16 protein-coding genes and 3 pseudogenes are annotated in these 16,326 nt (G+C 73.5%); 13 read left to right on the top strand and 6 right to left on the bottom strand.

The window, feature by feature from the left end:
• Together MCAG_RS30570 and MCAG_RS08590 are read left to right on the top strand one after the other, a co-directional pair.
• A pseudogene (locus MCAG_RS30570) lies at positions 1-286 on the top strand (hypothetical protein); the annotation flags it as partial.
• Positions 287-417: 131 nt separating this feature from the next.
• Positions 418-1,002, top strand: coding sequence for a YbjN domain-containing protein (locus MCAG_RS08590; protein WP_007072569.1), 585 nt, complete (start codon positions 418-420; stop codon positions 1,000-1,002).
• 49 nt (positions 1,003-1,051) lie between these two features.
• On the opposite strand, the gene MCAG_RS08585 is transcribed toward MCAG_RS08590, so the two are convergent.
• The 3 genes from MCAG_RS08585 to MCAG_RS08575 all read right to left on the bottom strand — a co-directional run bounded on the left by MCAG_RS08585 (position 1,052) and on the right by MCAG_RS08575 (position 4,281).
• Entirely contained in the window at positions 1,052-1,471 is a 420-nt protein-coding gene (locus tag MCAG_RS08585; protein ID WP_036372878.1) for a globin, read from the bottom strand.
• A gap of 101 nt (positions 1,472-1,572) precedes the next feature.
• Positions 1,573-2,958, bottom strand: a complete 1,386-nt coding sequence (locus MCAG_RS08580) for an MFS transporter (RefSeq protein WP_036372876.1) — start codon at positions 2,956-2,958, stop codon at positions 1,573-1,575.
• A 255-nt stretch (positions 2,959-3,213) separates the two neighbouring features.
• Complete coding sequence (locus tag MCAG_RS08575) at positions 3,214-4,281, bottom strand: mechanosensitive ion channel family protein (RefSeq protein WP_007072566.1); 1,068 nt, start codon at positions 4,279-4,281, stop codon at positions 3,214-3,216.
• Positions 4,282-4,537: 256 nt separating this feature from the next.
• Between MCAG_RS08575 and MCAG_RS08570 the strand changes: the two genes are divergently transcribed.
• Positions 4,538-5,080, top strand: coding sequence for an HNH endonuclease (locus MCAG_RS08570; protein WP_007072565.1), 543 nt, complete (start codon positions 4,538-4,540; stop codon positions 5,078-5,080).
• Between the two features lie 99 nt (positions 5,081-5,179).
• Here the strand turns inward: MCAG_RS08570 and MCAG_RS08565 are convergent, their stop codons facing one another.
• The 3 genes from MCAG_RS08565 to MCAG_RS08555 form a co-directional block, all read right to left on the bottom strand.
• The gene (locus MCAG_RS08565) at positions 5,180-5,998 is read right to left on the bottom strand and encodes a class F sortase (RefSeq protein ID WP_007072564.1); all 819 of its coding nucleotides are present in this window, start codon (positions 5,996-5,998) and stop codon (positions 5,180-5,182) included.
• A gap of 104 nt (positions 5,999-6,102) precedes the next feature.
• Entirely contained in the window at positions 6,103-6,606 is a 504-nt protein-coding gene (locus tag MCAG_RS08560; RefSeq protein WP_036376691.1) for a hypothetical protein, read from the bottom strand.
• A gap of 220 nt (positions 6,607-6,826) precedes the next feature.
• Positions 6,827-7,261, bottom strand: a complete 435-nt coding sequence (locus MCAG_RS08555) for an Lrp/AsnC family transcriptional regulator (RefSeq protein ID WP_036372874.1) — start codon at positions 7,259-7,261, stop codon at positions 6,827-6,829.
• Between the two features lie 145 nt (positions 7,262-7,406).
• Here MCAG_RS08555 and MCAG_RS08550 point away from each other — a divergent pair, with 145 nt between their 5' ends.
• The 10 genes and pseudogenes from MCAG_RS08550 to MCAG_RS32345 form a co-directional block, all read left to right on the top strand.
• Entirely contained in the window at positions 7,407-8,342 is a 936-nt protein-coding gene (locus MCAG_RS08550; protein ID WP_036372872.1) for a tryptophan 2,3-dioxygenase, read from the top strand.
• A 14-nt stretch (positions 8,343-8,356) separates the two neighbouring features.
• Positions 8,357-9,637 (top strand): kynureninase, encoded by a 1,281-nt coding sequence (gene kynU / locus MCAG_RS08545; protein WP_007072560.1) that lies wholly within the window; start codon positions 8,357-8,359, stop codon positions 9,635-9,637.
• Positions 9,634-10,983 carry an NAD(P)/FAD-dependent oxidoreductase gene (locus MCAG_RS08540; protein WP_007072559.1) on the top strand — a complete coding sequence of 450 codons (1,350 nt, stop codon included), beginning with the start codon at positions 9,634-9,636 and terminating at the stop codon, positions 10,981-10,983. Before kynU ends, MCAG_RS08540 begins: the two co-directional genes overlap by 4 nt.
• Positions 10,984-11,006: 23 nt before the next feature.
• Positions 11,007-12,488, top strand: a complete 1,482-nt coding sequence (locus tag MCAG_RS08535; RefSeq protein WP_007072558.1) for a 2-hydroxymuconic semialdehyde dehydrogenase — start codon at positions 11,007-11,009, stop codon at positions 12,486-12,488.
• Positions 12,485-13,276, top strand: coding sequence for a 2-keto-4-pentenoate hydratase (locus tag MCAG_RS08530; protein ID WP_007072557.1), 792 nt, complete (start codon positions 12,485-12,487; stop codon positions 13,274-13,276). The genes MCAG_RS08535 and MCAG_RS08530 overlap by 4 nt, the downstream gene beginning before the upstream one ends.
• Entirely contained in the window at positions 13,273-14,046 is a 774-nt protein-coding gene (locus MCAG_RS08525; protein ID WP_007072556.1) for a 2-keto-4-pentenoate hydratase, read from the top strand. The genes MCAG_RS08530 and MCAG_RS08525 overlap by 4 nt, the downstream gene beginning before the upstream one ends.
• Positions 14,043-14,468, top strand: a pseudogene (locus MCAG_RS08520) (RidA family protein). Before MCAG_RS08525 ends, MCAG_RS08520 begins: the two are co-directional and overlap by 4 nt.
• On the top strand, positions 14,465-14,989 hold the full coding sequence (locus tag MCAG_RS08515) for a 3-hydroxyanthranilate 3,4-dioxygenase (RefSeq protein ID WP_007072554.1): 525 nt from the start codon (positions 14,465-14,467) through the stop codon (positions 14,987-14,989). The pseudogene MCAG_RS08520 and the gene MCAG_RS08515 overlap by 4 nt, the downstream one beginning before the upstream one ends.
• Positions 14,989-16,020, top strand: coding sequence for an amidohydrolase family protein (locus MCAG_RS08510; RefSeq protein WP_007072553.1), 1,032 nt, complete (start codon positions 14,989-14,991; stop codon positions 16,018-16,020). Before MCAG_RS08515 ends, MCAG_RS08510 begins: the two co-directional genes overlap by 1 nt.
• Positions 16,021-16,129: 109 nt before the next feature.
• Positions 16,130-16,326: pseudogene (locus MCAG_RS32345) on the top strand (hypothetical protein); the annotation flags it as partial.

The following is a 16,326-nucleotide window of genomic DNA, read 5'->3' as shown; positions in this document are numbered from 1 at the left end:
GCTGCTCGACCACGTCGCGGTGGTGGTCACCCCGGACGACCCGTCCGGCCCGCCGGTCGAGATCGCCCAGCGACTGGTCCAGGGGCTAATCCGCATGGGCTTCCTGGGCCGCCCCGGCAGTGCCGCCGGGGCCGCCGCGAGCCCCGGTGCGGGGGTCGGGAGCGGCGATGTTCAGGTGAGGATGGCCGGCCGATGGGTCGGCCTGGTGGGACCATACGGAACTGTGTGGTCGCAAAAGGTTGTGGATCTTGCCGTTACGCCACTTGGGACTCGGCCGAAAGTATGACCCGTGGTCATTCTTCTGGCCTGGGGCTGTCGTTGGGGGGATGCTACAACCCGGCTGTCCGGGTACCGTCCATCCTCGGATCCAACGCACCGTAGGCGGCTGGATCCGCTGGGGAGTGAGGTGCGCGAGCGATGCCGTGGTGGTCATGGCGCCCCGGTCCCGCCGTTGGCGGCGAACCGGAAACTCGAAGCGGGATCACAGTGGACAGCACCGTCTGGGTCGGACCACCGGCCCCACGTCAACCGGGCGACGACTGCCCGCCCGTCGACCGGCCGATGATCGCCGACATGTCGGCCACCGTCGTGCCGGTCACCCTACGCCGGGTCTGCGACGCGCTCGACCTGCTGGATGTGCGCTACCTGGCAGACGGTGACGGCAACCTGCTGGCCATGTGGGAGCGGCACGCGGTGCTGGTCACACTGGAAGGTCCCGAGGACGAGATCCTGGTGATGCGGGCCCGTCCGCACGCGACGGTCCCGCCGGACTGGGCCGACCGGGCGTACCGGGTGGTCAACGAGTGGAACCACACCCGCCGGTTCTGCAAGGCCTACATCGGAGACCCCACCGAGCGGGGGCAGTTGCCGATCTACGCGGAGTTGCAGGTGCCGCTCGGCGCGGGGACGCACGACGCGCTCCTGGTGGAGTTGCTCGACTGCGGTGCCGCGGTGGCCACCACCTTCGTGGACTGGCTGCACGACGAGGGTGCCCTTCTCTGATCCGTGCCGTTCCGCCCGGGCCGCCGACGGCGACCCGGGCGGGCGCGCGTCAGGCCGGCCTGGCCGGATCTTCCATGACGTTCACCATGAAGTACGCGGCCCGCTCCAGGTAGTCCCAGAGCGCGGTGGCGATCTCCGGCGGCAGGTCCAACCGGTCCACGGCCCGCCGCATATGGCGTAGCCAGGCGTCGCGCTCGGCGGCACCGATCCGGAACGGGGCGTGCCGCATCCGCAGCCGGGGATGCCCCCGCTGGGCGGAGTAGGTGTTGGGGCCGCCCCAGTACTGCATGAGGAACAGCGTCAGCCGGTCCGCGGCGGGGCCCAGGTCCTCCTCCGGGTACATCGGCCGCAGCAGCGGATCGGTGGCGACGCCGACGTAGAACTCGTCCACCAGCTTGCGGAAGGTGGGTTCGCCGCCGACCGCCTCGAAGAGGGTCACGGCACGCTCGGACTCACCGGTGGGATTCACCGTTCCATCCTGCCAGGTGCGGCCGGAACCGGCGGAGGCGTACCGGCCGGGGCGCTGCCGTCCTCGTCGCCGCGTGGGTCGCGGCGACGTCGGGGGGTGGGTCAGCTCACCGCCTGGCTGGCCCGACCGCGCTCGCCCGGCTGGCCACCCGCGTGCCCGTCGCCCGGGGTGGCGGGCCGTGGACGGGGCTCGGCGGGCCGGGCCGCCGGGTCGGCGTTGCCGGCGGACTCGACCGCCGCGTCGATCGCCGCCCGTTTCGGCCAGCGCGCGGCGGTGAGCAGCATCAGCAGTACGCCTGCCGCGCTCCACCCCCCGACCACCACCGGGATCGGGAAGTGCTCGGCGAGCAGCCCCGTCGCCAGCACCGCGAAGCCCTGGATCACCTGGACCCCCGTGGCCATCACCCCGAACGCCCGGGCCCGGTACCCGTTCGGCAGCGCCCGGACGAAGAGCCCGTTGGCGACCGGGAGCAGCCCGGCGACCGCGAAACCGCAGAGGCCGGCGAGCAGGGCCACCACCAGTGGCGGCGGGTCGAGCAGCGACGGCACCAGGACGAGCGGGGCGAGCACCGCCAGCGGCCGGATCAGCGCGAGCCGGCGGGCCGGGGCGACCGCCCGGCCGACCAGCAGTCCGCCCACGATGAAGCCGACCGGATTGGCGGCCATGATCACAGCCTGGGCGGCCCCGCTGTCCACGCCGTCGTTGACGCCCTCGCGGGCCCAGGCGGCGGCCAGCCCCTCCGGCACGATCGAGAAGAGCATGGCGCTGAAGACCAGCAGGGCGATCGCCCGCAGCACCGGGGTGCCGAAGACGATCCGGAAGCCGTCGCCGGTCTCCCGCAGCAGGTGGCTGCGGTGGGCGCTGGTCATCGCCGGTGGCCGGTCCCGGACGCCGAGACGGACCAGGACCGCCGAGAGGGCGAACGTGGCCGCGTTGACCAGCAGGGCGAGGGTCGGGTCGAACGTGGCCAGGGCCGCGCCGATGAGGTAGCCGAGCACCTGGGCGGCCTGGGCGGTGCTGCTGTTCAGCGAGAGCCCGACCACCAGCCGGTCGCCGGTCAGGATGAGCGGCATCAGCGCGGACCGGGCGGCCTGGCTGGGCGGGTTGGCCAGGGTGGTCGCGAAGAGCAGGCAGAGGATCAGCCACGGCTCGTTGCCCGGGATGGCGACGAGCGCCATCAGGACCATCCGGATCAGGTCGCAGGCCACCATCACCGAGCGGTAGCGGTACCGCTCGGCCAGCGTGGCCAGCAGCGGGCCGCCGATCAACCAGGGCAGGAAGCTGACCGCGAACGCGGCGGCCGAGTAGGCCACGGAATGCGTCTCGCGGTAGACCAGCACCGTGACGGCGGCCTTGGCGATGAAGTCGCCGATCCAGGAGAGGGCGCTGGCGGTGAACACCGCCCCGTACTCCCGCTGGGCGAACACCTCGCGGAAGGTGGCCGGCCCTTCCTGGGAGGGTCGCTCGTCGGACACCGTGGCCTCCATCGTTCCCACGGTGGGCCACTCGTGATGGCCTGACCGGGAACCGTCGTCAGATCTACGGATCAGCGAGACGTGATCACGCTCCGGCAGGTGGCGCGTGTACCGGATTCTGCCCGATCGTCTGACAACTAGCTAGGGCGAACGGATTGATCGTCGCATCTCCGACTGAACGAACGGACGATACCCGAGGGGCTACGCGGTCCGCGACCCCTGGATTGTCGGTCAGGGAAACCGCAGGTCATCGATGCTCCCGGTGGCTCAGGTGGCCCCGCCCTGGCCCGTCGGCGTGTCGTTCGGGGCCCGCAGCGGGACACCCGGGTAGAGGCGGGCGGCGGCGATCTTCGCGGTGATGCCCGAGTTCTCCAGTGCCTCGGCGAGCCGCCGGCGCAGTTCCCGGCCCACCGCGAACTGCCCGTCCGCAGTGGTCTTCACCACCGTACGGATCACCGCGCCGTCCACGGTCATCTGCTCGACGCCCAGCACGTCGGGCTGCTCCACGATCTCCGGGGCCAGCTCCGGGTCCAGCGCCACCGACGCGGCGGCCGTGCGCAGCACCGCCGTCGCCTCCTCGGTGCCGGCGAACCCGATCGGCAGGTCGACCACGACCAGCGCCCACCCCTGGCTCTTGTTGCCCACCCGGACGATCTCGCCGTTGCGGATGTACCAGAGCACACCCCGGCCGTCGCGGACGGTGGTGACCCGCAGGCCGACCGACTCCACCACGCCCGTCGCCTCGCCCAGGTCCACCGTGTCGCCGACGCCGTACTGGTCCTCGACCAGCATGAACAGCCCGGCGATCAAATCCTTGACCAGGCTCTGCGCGCCGAAGCCGAGCGCCACGCCGGCGATGCCCGCGCTGGCCAGCAGCGGCGCCAGGTCGAAGCTGAACTCCCGCAGGATCATCAGCAGCGCGATGCCGAAGACGAACGCGGTGACCATGCTGCGCAGCACCGAACCGATGGCCTCGGCCCGCTGCCGGCGCCGCTCGGGGACGAACTCCCCGGGCTCGTGTGTGGCGGTCGGCACCCGCTCGCGCAGCGGGCGCAGCAGTGTGGGCACCCCGTCGGCGGTGGTTCGGACCAGCCGCTTGATCATCCGGTGCAGCGCCCACCGGGCGAGGAACGCGAGGGCCACGATCAGCAGCACCCGCAGCGGCTTGAGCAGGATCCAGTAGCTGCCCTCCGCGAACCAGGACGAGCCGGTCGTCTCGTACACCCATTCGCAGGAGGTGCTGCCCTGGCAGTCCGCGCTCGGGGACGGGCTCGGGGACGCGTCCGGGGCCACGGCGAAGGACAGCGTGGCGAGGATCAGGCTGGCGGCGCTCACCCTGCTTTCGTACCCCACCGTCCGCGACCGCCCGTCGGCGGGTGCGCGCCCAGGGCGGATGGAACCGGTCATCCTGCCACGGCCGGGAAGCGTCTCACGAGGTGCCCCGGATTAGTACGTGCAATCCGTGCCCTTATCAGGGACGATTGGCGCAACGGACGTCGGTGATCCCGCCGACGCCGGCGTCGTTCCGCCGTGTGCGGGCACGCCCGGCGTGGCCAGCGGTGGGAGCGGCTGGACCGGGAGGGTGAGCTCGATGCCTGACATACGACCCACGGTGGGCTCCGGCGCGTTGGTTCTCAACGCCACCTACGAGCCGCTGTGTGTCGTGTCGGTGCGTCGCGCCGCCATCCTCGTACTCTCCGCCAAGGCCGTCTGCGTTGCCGACGGCGAGGGCATCCTGCACAGCGCCCGCGACGCGCTCCCGGTGCCCTCGGTGGTCCGGCTGACCCGCTTCGTCCGGGTGCCCTACCGCGCCCACGTCGGGCTCTCCCGGCGGGCGATCTTCGCCCGGGACGGCTGGCGGTGCGCGTACTGCCGGGGGCCCGCCGAGACCATCGACCACGTCTTCCCGCGCAGCCGGGGCGGCCGGCACGCCTGGGAGAACGTGGTGGCCGCCTGCGCCCGGTGCAACCACACGAAGGGCGACAAGACCCCGGCCGAGCTGGGCTGGCGGCTGCACGCGCCGCCCGCCGTGCCGAAGGGGACGGCCTGGCGGGTGCTCGGGCACCGGATCCCGGACCCGCGCTGGGCGGACTGGCTCGACCTGCGCGAGGCCGAGGCCGAGGCCGCGGCCTGAGCCGCTCGCCCGCGTCGTCGTACTTGCGCCCGCGTCCCCACGCCTCGCCCCTCGCCGCGGCGTCCTCGTCGCGCACCGGATACCCCTTTCGCGGCCCTGTCAGCCGGTGCGGGCCTGCACCAGCGACGCGTACACGACCACGTTGTCGGCGTACCCCGTCTCGCCACCGACCCACGCGCCGCCGCACGTGATCAGGCGCAGCCCCGGCCGGCTGAAGTCGCCGTAGACCTCGTCTACCGGCAGCCGGGCCTTGTCGTAGCGCCGTACCTCGTCGACCTCGAAGATCGCCACGGAGCGGTCGGCCCGGCGCACCTCGACCCGGTCGCCGGAGCGCAGCTCCCGCAGCTCGTGGAAGACCGCCGGCCCGGTGCGGGTGTCGACGTGGCCGACGATCACGGCCGGGCCGTACTGGCCGGGGGTCGGGCCCTGGTCGTACCAGCCGGCCTCCTGGGCGCGGTCGGCGTCGGGTGCCCCGATGCTGCCGTCCGCGGCGATGCCCACGTCGTGCACCGGGGCGTCGAGGCCGATCGGTTCGCTCGCGATGCCGACCGGCCGGCTGGCCGGCAGCACCGGAAACTTCTTCGGCGGGGGCCGCAGCCCGGCGACGAACCGGTCCGGCAGCAGGCTGTACCCCGTCACCCGTTCGACGCCGAGCATCGCCACGATCAGCACCATCAGGGTGGCGACGAACAGCACCGGGAAGCCCGGGCCCCGGCGGGCCGCCGACCGCCACCGTCCGGCGGCCGTACCGTACCGGCCCGCCACACCGGCGGGCCCGGGGCGGCCGGATGGCTCCACGGTGGAGACGCTGGCCGAGAACGCCTGCCGGGCCACCCGCGCGAACCGGCGGCAGCCCCGGGCCGCGAGCAGGGCCGCCCGGACCCGCTTTTGTCGCGTCGTCCGGCTCGGCCCCGGCATCCGGGCGCCGTCCGCCGTCTGGGCATGGTCCGGCTGCTGGGCGTGGTCCGCCGTCCGGGCAGGGTCCCGCCGGTCGGGCGTGCGTCGGGGCATGACGGCTCCCGTCAGGAACGCGTCCCGGTCCGCCGGCGGGAGCCGAACGCGCCGAAACCGGCCGCCACGGCCGCCGCCACCAGGCCGCCCACCAGAAGCAGCGTGCCGGTGTCCCGGCCCTCGCTTGCCGTGCCGCCGGCACCCGTGTTCGGGCCCTTGCTTGGCTGCGCCATGTTCAGCACGGTGAGCGTGGTGGTCGCGGTGCCGCCGTTGGGGCAGCGCAGCTCGACGGAGTAGTCGCCGGGCTGCTTGTTGCCGGGGATGGTGACCGCCCCGGTCAGGAAGCCGTTGTTCGGCCGGAGCATCACCCGCCCGAACGCGTCGGACTGCACGTCGGCCTGGCGGTTGTTGTCGTTGTCGCAGCTCGCCCGGATGTCGACCCGGGTGCCGGCCTGCGCGCTGTTCGGGGTGACCTCGATGAAGGTGTTCTCCCCGGCCCGGGCCGGCGCGCCAGCGGCCAGGACGAACGCCCCGATCACGCCGAGCACGGTCAGCACGGCCTGTACGGTCAGCATGGCCCGCACGGCGTGCGTGGCCGAAACGACGCGGTGTGACGCGCTGAGCCCCCGCATTGTTCCCCCCTCCCGGTGCTGGGCACCGGAATCCTCCCCGGGACAAGTCCGCCCTGCATTCCCCCTGCCGGCGCGGCAAACCCGCCGCGTGGGGGCGCGGCGGGTGGTGAGGCGTCAGTAAGGGGCCCTTCCTATACAGAAAGCGTTAACAAGGTGCCCTTCCTTACAGGCGGGCGATCGGGTGCCAGGCGAGGGGGGTGGAGAGGACCATGGTGCTCGACGGCTGGCCGTACGGGGCGAGCCGGTCGATCACCCGCTCGAAGTCCCCGATCGAGCCGGCCGCCACCCGGAGCATGCTGCACGCGTCCCCGGTGATCCGGTGGATCTCCATGATCTCCGGCCAGCCCGCGACGTCCGGGTCGTTGAGGATGCACCGCGCCCCGTAACAGGACATTCGGATCAGGGCGACCACCGTGCGGCCGGCCCGGGTCAGGTCGACATGGGCGTGGTAGCCGGTGATCACCCCCGACTCCTCCAGCCGGCGGACCCGCTCGGCCACGGCCGGCGGCGACAGGTGCACCCGGCGGGACAGCTCACTGAACGAGAGCCGGGCGTCGGTCTGGAGTTCGCGCAGCAGCGCCCAGTCCATGTCGTCCACGCGCAACCTTCCTCTCCGAAACCCCGAAGGGCAGTTCGCCTTTGCCTCGGCAGGTCGAAGGCCGGCAGTGCCGTCGAATCGGCATTCCGTTTCGCGTCTCGACCGGGGCACCATGACGCTACCCGGCTCGTAGAGGAGACGACAGGTGAAGCAGACGGACCTGCGGGCGCCCGCGCTGGCCGCGGCGGTCCGTCCGGCGACCCCGCAGCAGCGGGCGGCCCGGGCGGCCCGCAACGGCGGCGAACCGACCCTGGACTTCGCCGAGCGGGTGCCCTACGACGCGTACGTGCACGCCAGCACCCTGCACCGGCTGCAACAGCCGCTCAGCGACGACCCCGGCGAGATGTCCTTCCTGGTGGTCAGCCAGATCATGGAGCTGTACTTCGGGCTGGCCCGCCACGAGCTGCGCGAGGCCCAGCGCTGCCTGCGCGCCGACCGGGTCTGGGACGCCCTGGCCCCGCTGCGCCGCGCGGCCCTGCACCTGGAGGGGCTCAACGCGGCCTGGAAGGGGCTGCGCTGGATGACCCCGGCCGACTTCAACCGGTTCCGCAACCTGCTCGGCGAGGGCTCGGGCTTCCAGTCGGCGATGTACCGGCACCTGGAGTTCACCCTCGGCCTGCGCGACCCGGCCCTGATCCGGCCGTTTCGCCGGCAGGCCGAGGTGCACGCCGACCTGCGCGCCACGCTCGCCACCCCGAGCCTGTGGGACGACGTGATCGCCCTGCTGGCCCGACGCGGCTTCGAGGTGCCGGCCGAGGTGCTCGGGCGGGACGTCACCGAGGAGCACCGGCCGCACCCGGCCGTGGAGGCCGCCTGGGTCGCCGTCTACGACGACGAGGGGCCGGGCGCCGACGGGCCGGCCGGCGCACGGGGCCCGGGCAACGAGCTACGGCTGCTCGGCGAGGCGCTGGCCGAGGTGGCCGAGCAGTTCGGCGACTGGCGGTGGAACCACGTCAAGGCGGTGCAGCGCACCATGGGCGCGAAGGTCGGCAGCGGCGGCTCGGCCGGGCTGGCCTGGTTGCAGCGCAGCATGTCCCGGGTGGTCTTCCCGGAGCTGTGGTCGGCCCGGACAGCGATGTGAGCGGGGAGGGCACGATGACCGCCGCGGAGAGCGAGGCGCACCGGCTCGACAAGGCCGACCCCGGGCACCGGCACCTGTTCCACGTGCCGCCGGCCGACGGCGGGCGCTACCCGCAGGCCGCGTACCTGGCCGGCAACTCGCTCGGCCTGCAACCCCGGGCCACCCGCGCCGAGCTGCTGGCCGACCTGGACGCGTGGGGCCGGCTCGGCGTCGAGGGGCACCTGGAGGCGGAGCGGCCCTGGCTGGCGTACCACGAGTTGTTGACCGGGCCGGTCGCGCGACTGGTCGGCGCCCGGCCCACGGAGGCCGTGGTGATGAACTCCCTCACCGTCAACCTGCACCTGCTGATGGTCAGCTTCTACCGGCCGGCGGGGCGGCGCACCCGGATCGTCATCGAGGACAGCGCCTTCCCCTCGGACAGCTACGCGGTGCGCAGCCAGGCCCGCTTCCACGGCCTCGACCCGGACGCCACGGTGCTCCGGCTGCGCCCGCGCCCCGGCGAGGACGCCCTGCGCACCGCCGACGTGGTGGACCTTCTGGCCGCCGAGGGCGACACGATCGCGTTGGTGCTGCTCGGCGGGGTGAACTACCTCACCGGCGAGCTGCTGGACATCCCGGCGATCACCGCCGCCGGCCGGGCCGCCGGGGCGGTCGTCGGCTGGGACCTGGCGCACGCGGCCGGCAACGTGCCCCTCGCGCTGCACGACTGGGGCGTCGACTTCGCTGCCTGGTGTTCCTACAAGTACCTGAACTCGGGGCCGGGCGCGCTGGCCGGCGTCTTCGTCCACGAGCGCCACCTCGGCCGGGCCGACCTGCCCCGCTTCGAGGGCTGGTGGAGCACCGAGGCGGCCACCCGGTTCGAGATGGCCCCGACCTCCCGGCTCCCGGCGACCGTGGAGGCGTGGCAGGTGTCCAACCCGCCGATTCTCGCCATGGGCCCGGTGCGCACGTCGCTGGAGCTGTTCGACGCCGTTGGGATGCCGGCGCTGCGGGAGCGCAGCGTCCGGCTCACCGGGTACCTCGAGCGGCTGCTCGACGAGGTGACCACCGACCGTCCGCTGCGGGTGGTCACCCCCCGCGACCCGGCCCGCCGGGGCTGCCAGCTCTCGGTGCGCATCGAGACGGGCAGCGCCAGCGAGCTGACCAAGCGGCTGCGGCACGAGCACGGGGTGATCGCCGACGCGCGGGAGCCGGACGTCGTCCGGTTCGCCCCGGTGCCGCTGTACTCGACGTACCACGACTGCTGGCGGGTCGCCGACGCGCTGGCCGCGACGGTTGCGGAGGTGACCCGGTGAATCCCCAACAGGACGAGATCGCCGTCGTCGGCGCCGGGCTCGCCGGCTGCCTACTGGCCTGCTTCCTGGCCCGGCGCGGCTACCGGGTGGCGCTCTACGAGCGGCGGGGCGACCCGCGCGCCGGTCGGGTCGAGCGGGGCCGCTCGATCAACCTGGCGCTGTCCGAGCGCGGGCTCGACGCGCTGCGCCGCATCGGCCTGGCCGAGGAGGTGCTGGCCGACGCGCTGCCGATGCGCGGGCGCATGATCCACCCGGTGATGGGGGAGCCGGGGTTCCAGTCGTACAGCGCCGCCGGGGACCGGGCGATCAACTCGATCAGCCGGGGCGCGCTCAACAACGCCCTGCTCACCGCCGCCACCGCGCTGCCCGGGGTGCGGGTCGCGTTCGACCACCGGCTCGTCGGGCTCGACCCGGCCACCGGGGAGCTGACCTTCGAGACGCCGCAGGGCAAGGCCACGGCCGTCGCGCCGGTCGTCCTCGGCGCCGACGGGGCCGGCTCCGCCGTGCGCGGGCAACTGCTCGCGCACGGGGTGCTGGACGAGAGCCTCGACTTCCTCGACTACGGCTACAAGGAGTTGACCATCCCGCCGGCCGGCGGGGAGTTCGCCCTCGACCCGGCGGCCCTGCACATCTGGCCGCGTGGCACGTCGATGATGATCGCCCTGCCGAACCCGGACCGCTCCTTCACCTGCACGTTGTTCTGGCCCACCCACGGCACGGCGAGCTTCGCCTCGCTGACCAGCCCGGCGGCGATCGAGCGGCACTTCGCCACCCACTACCCGGATCTGGTGCCGCTGGCACCGAACCTGGTCGACGACTACCAGCACAACCCGGTCGGCGTGCTCGGCACCGTCCGCTGCGCCCCGTGGCAGGCGAACGGCCGGGTCGGGCTGCTCGGCGACGCCGCGCACGCCATCGTGCCGTTCTACGGCCAGGGCGCGAACTGCGCGTTCGAGGACGTGGTGGAGCTGGACCGCTGCCTCGACGAGTGCGCCGACGACTGGGCGGCGGCCCTGCCGCTGTTCCAGGCGCGGCGGCGCGACGACGCCGAGGCGATCGCCCGGATGGCGCTGGCCAACTTCGTGGAGATGCGCGACAAGGTGGCCTCCCCGGTCTTTCAGGCCCGCCGCCGCCTCGACCACGCGCTGGAGCGGGCGTTGCCCGGCCGGTACGTCTCCCAGTACGAGCTGGTCTCCTTCTCCACCACCCCGTACGCCCAGGTGCGCCGGCGGGTCCGCCGACAGCAGGCGGCGCTCGGCGCGGCGGCCGCCGGGGCGGCCGTGGCCGCCGGTGCGGTGGTGCTGCTGGCGGGGGCGGTCGCGGCGGCCCGGGGGCGGCGGCGATGAGCGTGAGCTGGGACCCGGGCCTCATGGCCGGGCGGGCGGCCGGCGGCCCGGGGCTGCTGCGGCACTTCGTCGGCGGGGAGTTCGTCGACGCGGGGCGGCGTTTCACCAAGCGCAGCCCGGTGACCGGGGAGCCGGTCTTCGAGGTGGTCGAGGCCGACCGGTCGACGGTCGACGACGCGGTGGCCGCCGCCCGGGCGGCGCTGCGCGGGCCGTGGGGCCGGATGGGGGAGCGGGACCGCGCCGAGGTGCTGCGCCGGGTCGCCGACGAACTGGAACGCCGCTTTGACGACCTGGTCACCGCCGAGGTCGCCGACACCGGCAAGTCCATCAGCCAGGCCCGGACGCTGGACGTCCCCCGGGGCGCGGCGAACTTCCGGGCGTTCGCGGAGATCGTGGCGACCGCGCCGACCGAGTCGTTCACCACCGTCACCCCGACCGGCGGGCGGGCGCTGAACTACGCCGTGCGCAAGCCGGTCGGCGTCGTCGCCGTGATCGTCCCGTGGAACCTGCCGCTGCTGCTGCTCACCTGGAAGGTCGCCCCGGCCCTGGCCTGCGGCAACGCTGTGGTGGTCAAGCCCAGCGAGGAGACCCCCGCCTCGGCGACCCTGCTGGCCGAGGTGATGGCCGCCGCCGGGGTGCCCGCCGGGGTGTTCAACCTGGTGCACGGCTTCGGCCCCGACTCGGCCGGGGAGTTCCTCACCCGCCACCCGGGGGTGGACGCGATCACCTTCACCGGCGAGTCCGCCACCGGCGGGGCGATCATGCGGGCCGCCGCCGACGGGGTGAAGGCCGTCTCGTTCGAGCTGGGCGGCAAGAACGCCGGCCTGGTCTTCGCCGACGCAGATCTCGACGCGGCCGTCGGCGGGTCGGTGCGGTCCAGCTTCACCAACGGCGGCCAGGTGTGCCTGTGCACTGAGCGGATCTACGTGCAGCGCCCGGTGTTCGACGAGTTCGTCGAGCGGCTGGCGAAGGCGGCCGACGCGCTCGCGTACGGGTGGCCGGCCGACGAGGCCACCTTCAACATGCCGCTGATCTCGCGGCAGCACCGGGACAAGGTGCTTGGCCATCACGACCTGGCCCGCGCCGAGGGCGCGCAGTTCCGGGCCGGCGGCGGCACGCCCACCTTCGGCGACGCCCGCGACGGCGGCGCGTACGTGCGGCCGACCGTGCTCACCGGCCTGCGCCCCGACGCCCGTACCAACCGCGAGGAGATCTTCGGCCCGGTGGTGCACGTCGCCCCGTTCGACACCGAGGAGGAGGCGTACGCGCTGGCCAACGGCACCGAGTACGGCCTCGCCGCGACCGTGTGGACGCGGGACGTGGGCCGGGCGCACCGGGCCGGGGCCCGGCTCGACGCCGGCATCGTCTGGGTCAACACCTGGTTCCTGCGGGATCTGCGTACCCCGTTCGGCGGGGTCAAGGCGTCCGGAATCGGCCGCGAGGGCGGCGTGCACTCCCTCGACTTCTACTCCGAACTCACCAACGTCTGCGTGGACCTCTCATGATCGATATCGATGCCGCCGTTCGGGAGCTGATCGAGGCCCGGGAGAGCGGCAAGACCTGCCCGCCGCTGCGCGGCCGGCTGCTGCCGGAGGGGGACGTCGCCTCGGCGTACCTCGTGCAGCAGCGACAGGCGCGGGCCTGGCACGGCCGGGGCGAGCGCCGGGTGGGCGCGAAGATCGGCCTGACCTCCCGGGCCGTACAGGAGAACCTCGGCGTGTACGAGCCGGACTTCGGGGTGCTGACCGACGCGATGGCCGTCGCCGACGGCGACGAGGTGCCGATCGGGCGGCTGCTCCAGCCCCGGGTGGAGGCGGAGATCGCGTTCGTGCTCGGCGCGGACCTCACCGCCGGGCGGCCCACCACCGTCGACCTGGTCCGGGCCGTCGACCACGTGCTGCCGGCCATCGAGATCGTCGACTCGCGGATCGCCGGCTGGGACATCTCCATAGTGGACACCGTCGCCGACAACGCCTCCAGCGCGCTGTTCGTGCTCGGCACCGCGCCGCGCCGGCTCGCCGACGTGGACCTGCGGCTGTGCGGGATGGTGCTGGAGCACGCGGGGGAACCCGTCTCGGTCGGGGCGGGGGCGGCCTGCCTTGGCAACCCGCTGCACGCCCTCGGCTGGCTCGCCGGCACCCTCGTCCGCGCCGGCGACCCGCTGCGTGCCGGTGACGTGGTGCTCTCCGGCGCGCTCGGGCCGATGGTGCCGGTGACGCCCGGCGCGGCGTACGAGGCGCGGATCTCCGGGCTCGGCTCGGTGCGGACCTGCTTCAGCGAGGAGAACTCATGATCGGGGTGGACACCGCCGGCATCGCGGCGAAGCTGGGCGAGGCGGCCGACACTGCCACCGCGATCGGCCAGCTCGCCGCCGAGACCGGCCTGGACGTCGACGGCGCGTACGCGGTGCAGACCGCCCTCGTGCAGCGCCGGCTCGACCGGGGTGAGCGCCTCGTCGGGCTGAAGATGGGGCTGACCAGCCGGGCGAAGATGGCCCAGGTCGGCGTCGACGAGGTGATCTGGGGCCGGCTCACCGACGTGATGCGGCTGCCCGACGGCGGCACGGTCGCCGTCGGCGACTTCATCCACCCCCGGGTCGAGCCGGAGGTGGCGTTCCTGCTGGACCGGGTGCCCGAGCCGGGCGAGCCCGTCGGGTCGTTCGTCGACGCGGTGCGCGCCGTGGCCCCGGCGATCGAGCTGATCGACTCCCGGTACGCGAACTTCACCTTCTCCCTGCCGGACGTGATCGCCGACAACACCTCGGCGGGGGCGTTCGCGATCGGGCCTTGGTCGCCGGTGCCGGACGGGCTGGACAACCTCGGCGTGCTGCTGGAGGTCGACGGGCGCGTCGCGCAGGTCGGCTCGACCGCGGCGATCCTCGGCGACCCGCGCCGGGCGCTGGACGAGGGACTGCGGCTCGCCGGTCGGTACGGGGTGCGGCTGCGCTCCGGCTGGGTCTTCCTCGCCGGGGCCGCCACCGCCGCCGTGCCGCTGCGCCGGGGCGCGCACGTGCGGGCCGTGGTCGAGAAGCTCGGCGTCGCCTCGCTGCGGGCCGCGTCGTGACCGCCCGGACGGTGGCCGGCAAGGCTGTGCCGCGCGGAGCGTTTCCACACGTCAAGGTCGCGGGCGGCTTCGTCTTCGTCTCCGGTACGTCGTCGCGGCGGCCCGACAACACCTTCGCCGGCGTCGCCGTGGACGAGTTCGGCACCACCGACCTCGACATCCGGGAGCAGACGCGGGCCGTCATCGGCAACGTCCGGGACCTGCTGCGGTCGGTCGGCGCGGACCTGACCGACGGTGGTGCAGGTCACCTCGTACCTGGTCAACATGAACGACTTCGGGGGCTACAAACGAGGTGTGGGCGGAGTTCTTCGACGTTACCGGGCCGACCCGGGACCACGGTGGCCGTGCACCAACTACCGCACCCGCACCTGCTGATCGAGATGCAGGCCGTGGCGCTTCTTCCGTCGGGAGGTCAGTCGTGAGTGAGATCGCCGAGCCGTTCAGCTTCCCCGGCTGGATCGCGGAGAACCAGCACCTGCTGAAGCCCCCGGTGGGCAACAAGGAGATGTTCCCCGGCGGCGACGACTTCATCGTGATGGTGGTCGGCGGGCCCAACCAGCGCACCGACTTCCACGTCGACCCGTACGAGGAGTTTTTCTACCAGGTCAAGGGCAACATGCACATCAACCTGATGACGCCCGAGGGGCCGCGCACCGTGCACGTGCGCGAGGGGCAGATGTGGATGCTGCCGCGCGACACGCCGCACTCGCCGCAGCGCCCCGAGCCCGGCTCGATCGGCGTGGTCGTCGAGCGGGTCCGCGAGGAGGGCACGCTGGAGAAGTTCCAGTGGTACTGCCCGCAGTGCGGGGAGAAGGTGCACGAGGTGCAGTTGCAGGTCCGCGACATCGCCGCCGACCTGCCCCCGGTCTTCGGCGCGTTCTACGCCGACGAGGCCGCCCGCACCTGCGGCAACTGCGGCGCGCTGCATCCGGGCAAGGGCTGATGGCCGGGCCCACCGCGCGGGCACCCGTCGTCGACGTGCACACGCACGTCGTACCGAAGGGATGGCCGGACCTCGGCGCGGCGTGCGGCGGGTCCGGCTGGCCCCGGCTGCGGGTCGACTCCGAGCGGGCCGCCATGATCATGGTGGGGGAGACGGAGTTCCGGCCGATCGGCGCGGAGTGCTGGGACGCGCCGACCCGGCTGGCCGACATGGCCGCAGACGGGGTCGACGTGCAGGTGGTGTCCCCGACGCCGGTCTTCTTCGGCTACGACCGCCCCGCCGGCCAGGCGGCGCGGGTGGCCCGGATCTTCAACGACCTGACCCTGGAGGTCACGGCCGGCGGCAGGGGCCGGCTCGTGCCGTTCTGCCAGGTGCCGTTGCAGGACCCGGACGCGGCCTGCGCGGAGCTGGACCGCTGCCTCGCCGCCGGGCACGTCGGGGTGGAGATCGGCAACCACGTCGGCGACCGGGACCTCGACGACGCTGGCGTGGTCACCTTCCTCCAGCACTGCGCGCGCGTCGGCGCGCCGGTCTTCGTGCACCCGTGGGACATGCCGGACGGCCCCCGGCTGGACCGGTGGATGGCCCGCTGGCTGACCGGGATGCCCGCCGAGACGCACCTGTCCGTGCTGGCGATGATCCTTGGCGGGGTTTTCGACCGGGTGCCGGAGTCGCTGCGGATCTGCTTCGCCCACGGCGGCGGCAGCTTCCCGTTCTGGCTGGGCCGGGCCGACAACGCCTGGCACCGCCGGGGCGACCTGGTTCGGGGCGCGTCCGCCGCCCCGCCGAGCGCGTACGTCGACCGGTTCTGCGTCGACTCGGTGGTGTTCGCCCCGGCGGCGCTGCGGCTGCTGGTCGACACGATGGGCGAGGACCGGGTGCTGGTCGGCAGCGACTACCCGTACCCGCTGGGGGAACGCCCGGCGGGGCAGGTGGTCCGCGAGGCCAACTTCCTCAGCGCCGGGCAGCGCGCCAAGCTGCTCTCCGCCAACGCCCTGCGCTTCCTCGGCATGTCGCTGCATTCGGACTGACCGAGTCACCCCGCTGGTGAAGGCGGTTATCGATCTCGATGACGAGCTGCTCGAGCGCGCCCGGCGCGAGCTGGGCACCAAGAGCAATAAGGACACGATCCACGCCCGGTTGTGTCGGGCGGCAGGGCGGGTCGGGGTCGGGCAGGATGGCGGGGTGGCCGAGCTGCACGACCTGACCGCCCTGGAGCAGGGTGCCGCGATCGCACGCGGCGAGTGCTCCAGCGTCGACCTCGTCGAGCACCACCTGGCCCGGCTCGACGCGCTCGGCGACACCGTCGGCGCGTTCGTCACCGTCACCAGCGAGCC

The sequence above is a fragment of the Micromonospora sp. ATCC 39149 genome (assembly GCF_000158815.1).
GTDB lineage: Bacteria > Actinomycetota > Actinomycetes > Mycobacteriales > Micromonosporaceae > Micromonospora.
The sequence above is the reverse complement of the archived record's forward strand: the minus strand, read 5'-3'. Positions and strand labels throughout refer to the sequence as shown.

What these genes read in the sequence shown, in the direction of transcription:
- MCAG_RS08590 (WP_007072569.1), top strand. Translation starts at nt 418, where the DNA reads ATGCCGTGGTGGTCATGGCGCCCCGGTCCCGCCGTTGGCGGCGAACCG.
- MCAG_RS08530 (WP_007072557.1), top strand. Translation starts at nt 12,485, where the DNA reads ATGATCGATATCGATGCCGCCGTTCGGGAGCTGATCGAGGCCCGGGAG.
- MCAG_RS08565 (WP_007072564.1), bottom strand. Translation starts at nt 5,998, where the DNA reads ATGCCGGGGCCGAGCCGGACGACGCGACAAAAGCGGGTCCGGGCGGCC.
- MCAG_RS08535 (WP_007072558.1), top strand. Translation starts at nt 11,007, where the DNA reads ATGGCCGGGCGGGCGGCCGGCGGCCCGGGGCTGCTGCGGCACTTCGTC.
- MCAG_RS08580 (WP_036372876.1), bottom strand. Translation starts at nt 2,958, where the DNA reads ATGGAGGCCACGGTGTCCGACGAGCGACCCTCCCAGGAAGGGCCGGCC.
- kynU (WP_007072560.1), top strand. Translation starts at nt 8,357, where the DNA reads ATGACCGCCGCGGAGAGCGAGGCGCACCGGCTCGACAAGGCCGACCCC.
- MCAG_RS08560 (WP_036376691.1), bottom strand. Translation starts at nt 6,606, where the DNA reads ATGCTGACCGTACAGGCCGTGCTGACCGTGCTCGGCGTGATCGGGGCG.
- MCAG_RS08510 (WP_007072553.1), top strand. Translation starts at nt 14,989, where the DNA reads ATGGCCGGGCCCACCGCGCGGGCACCCGTCGTCGACGTGCACACGCAC.
- MCAG_RS08525 (WP_007072556.1), top strand. Translation starts at nt 13,273, where the DNA reads ATGATCGGGGTGGACACCGCCGGCATCGCGGCGAAGCTGGGCGAGGCG.
- MCAG_RS08570 (WP_007072565.1), top strand. Translation starts at nt 4,538, where the DNA reads ATGCCTGACATACGACCCACGGTGGGCTCCGGCGCGTTGGTTCTCAAC.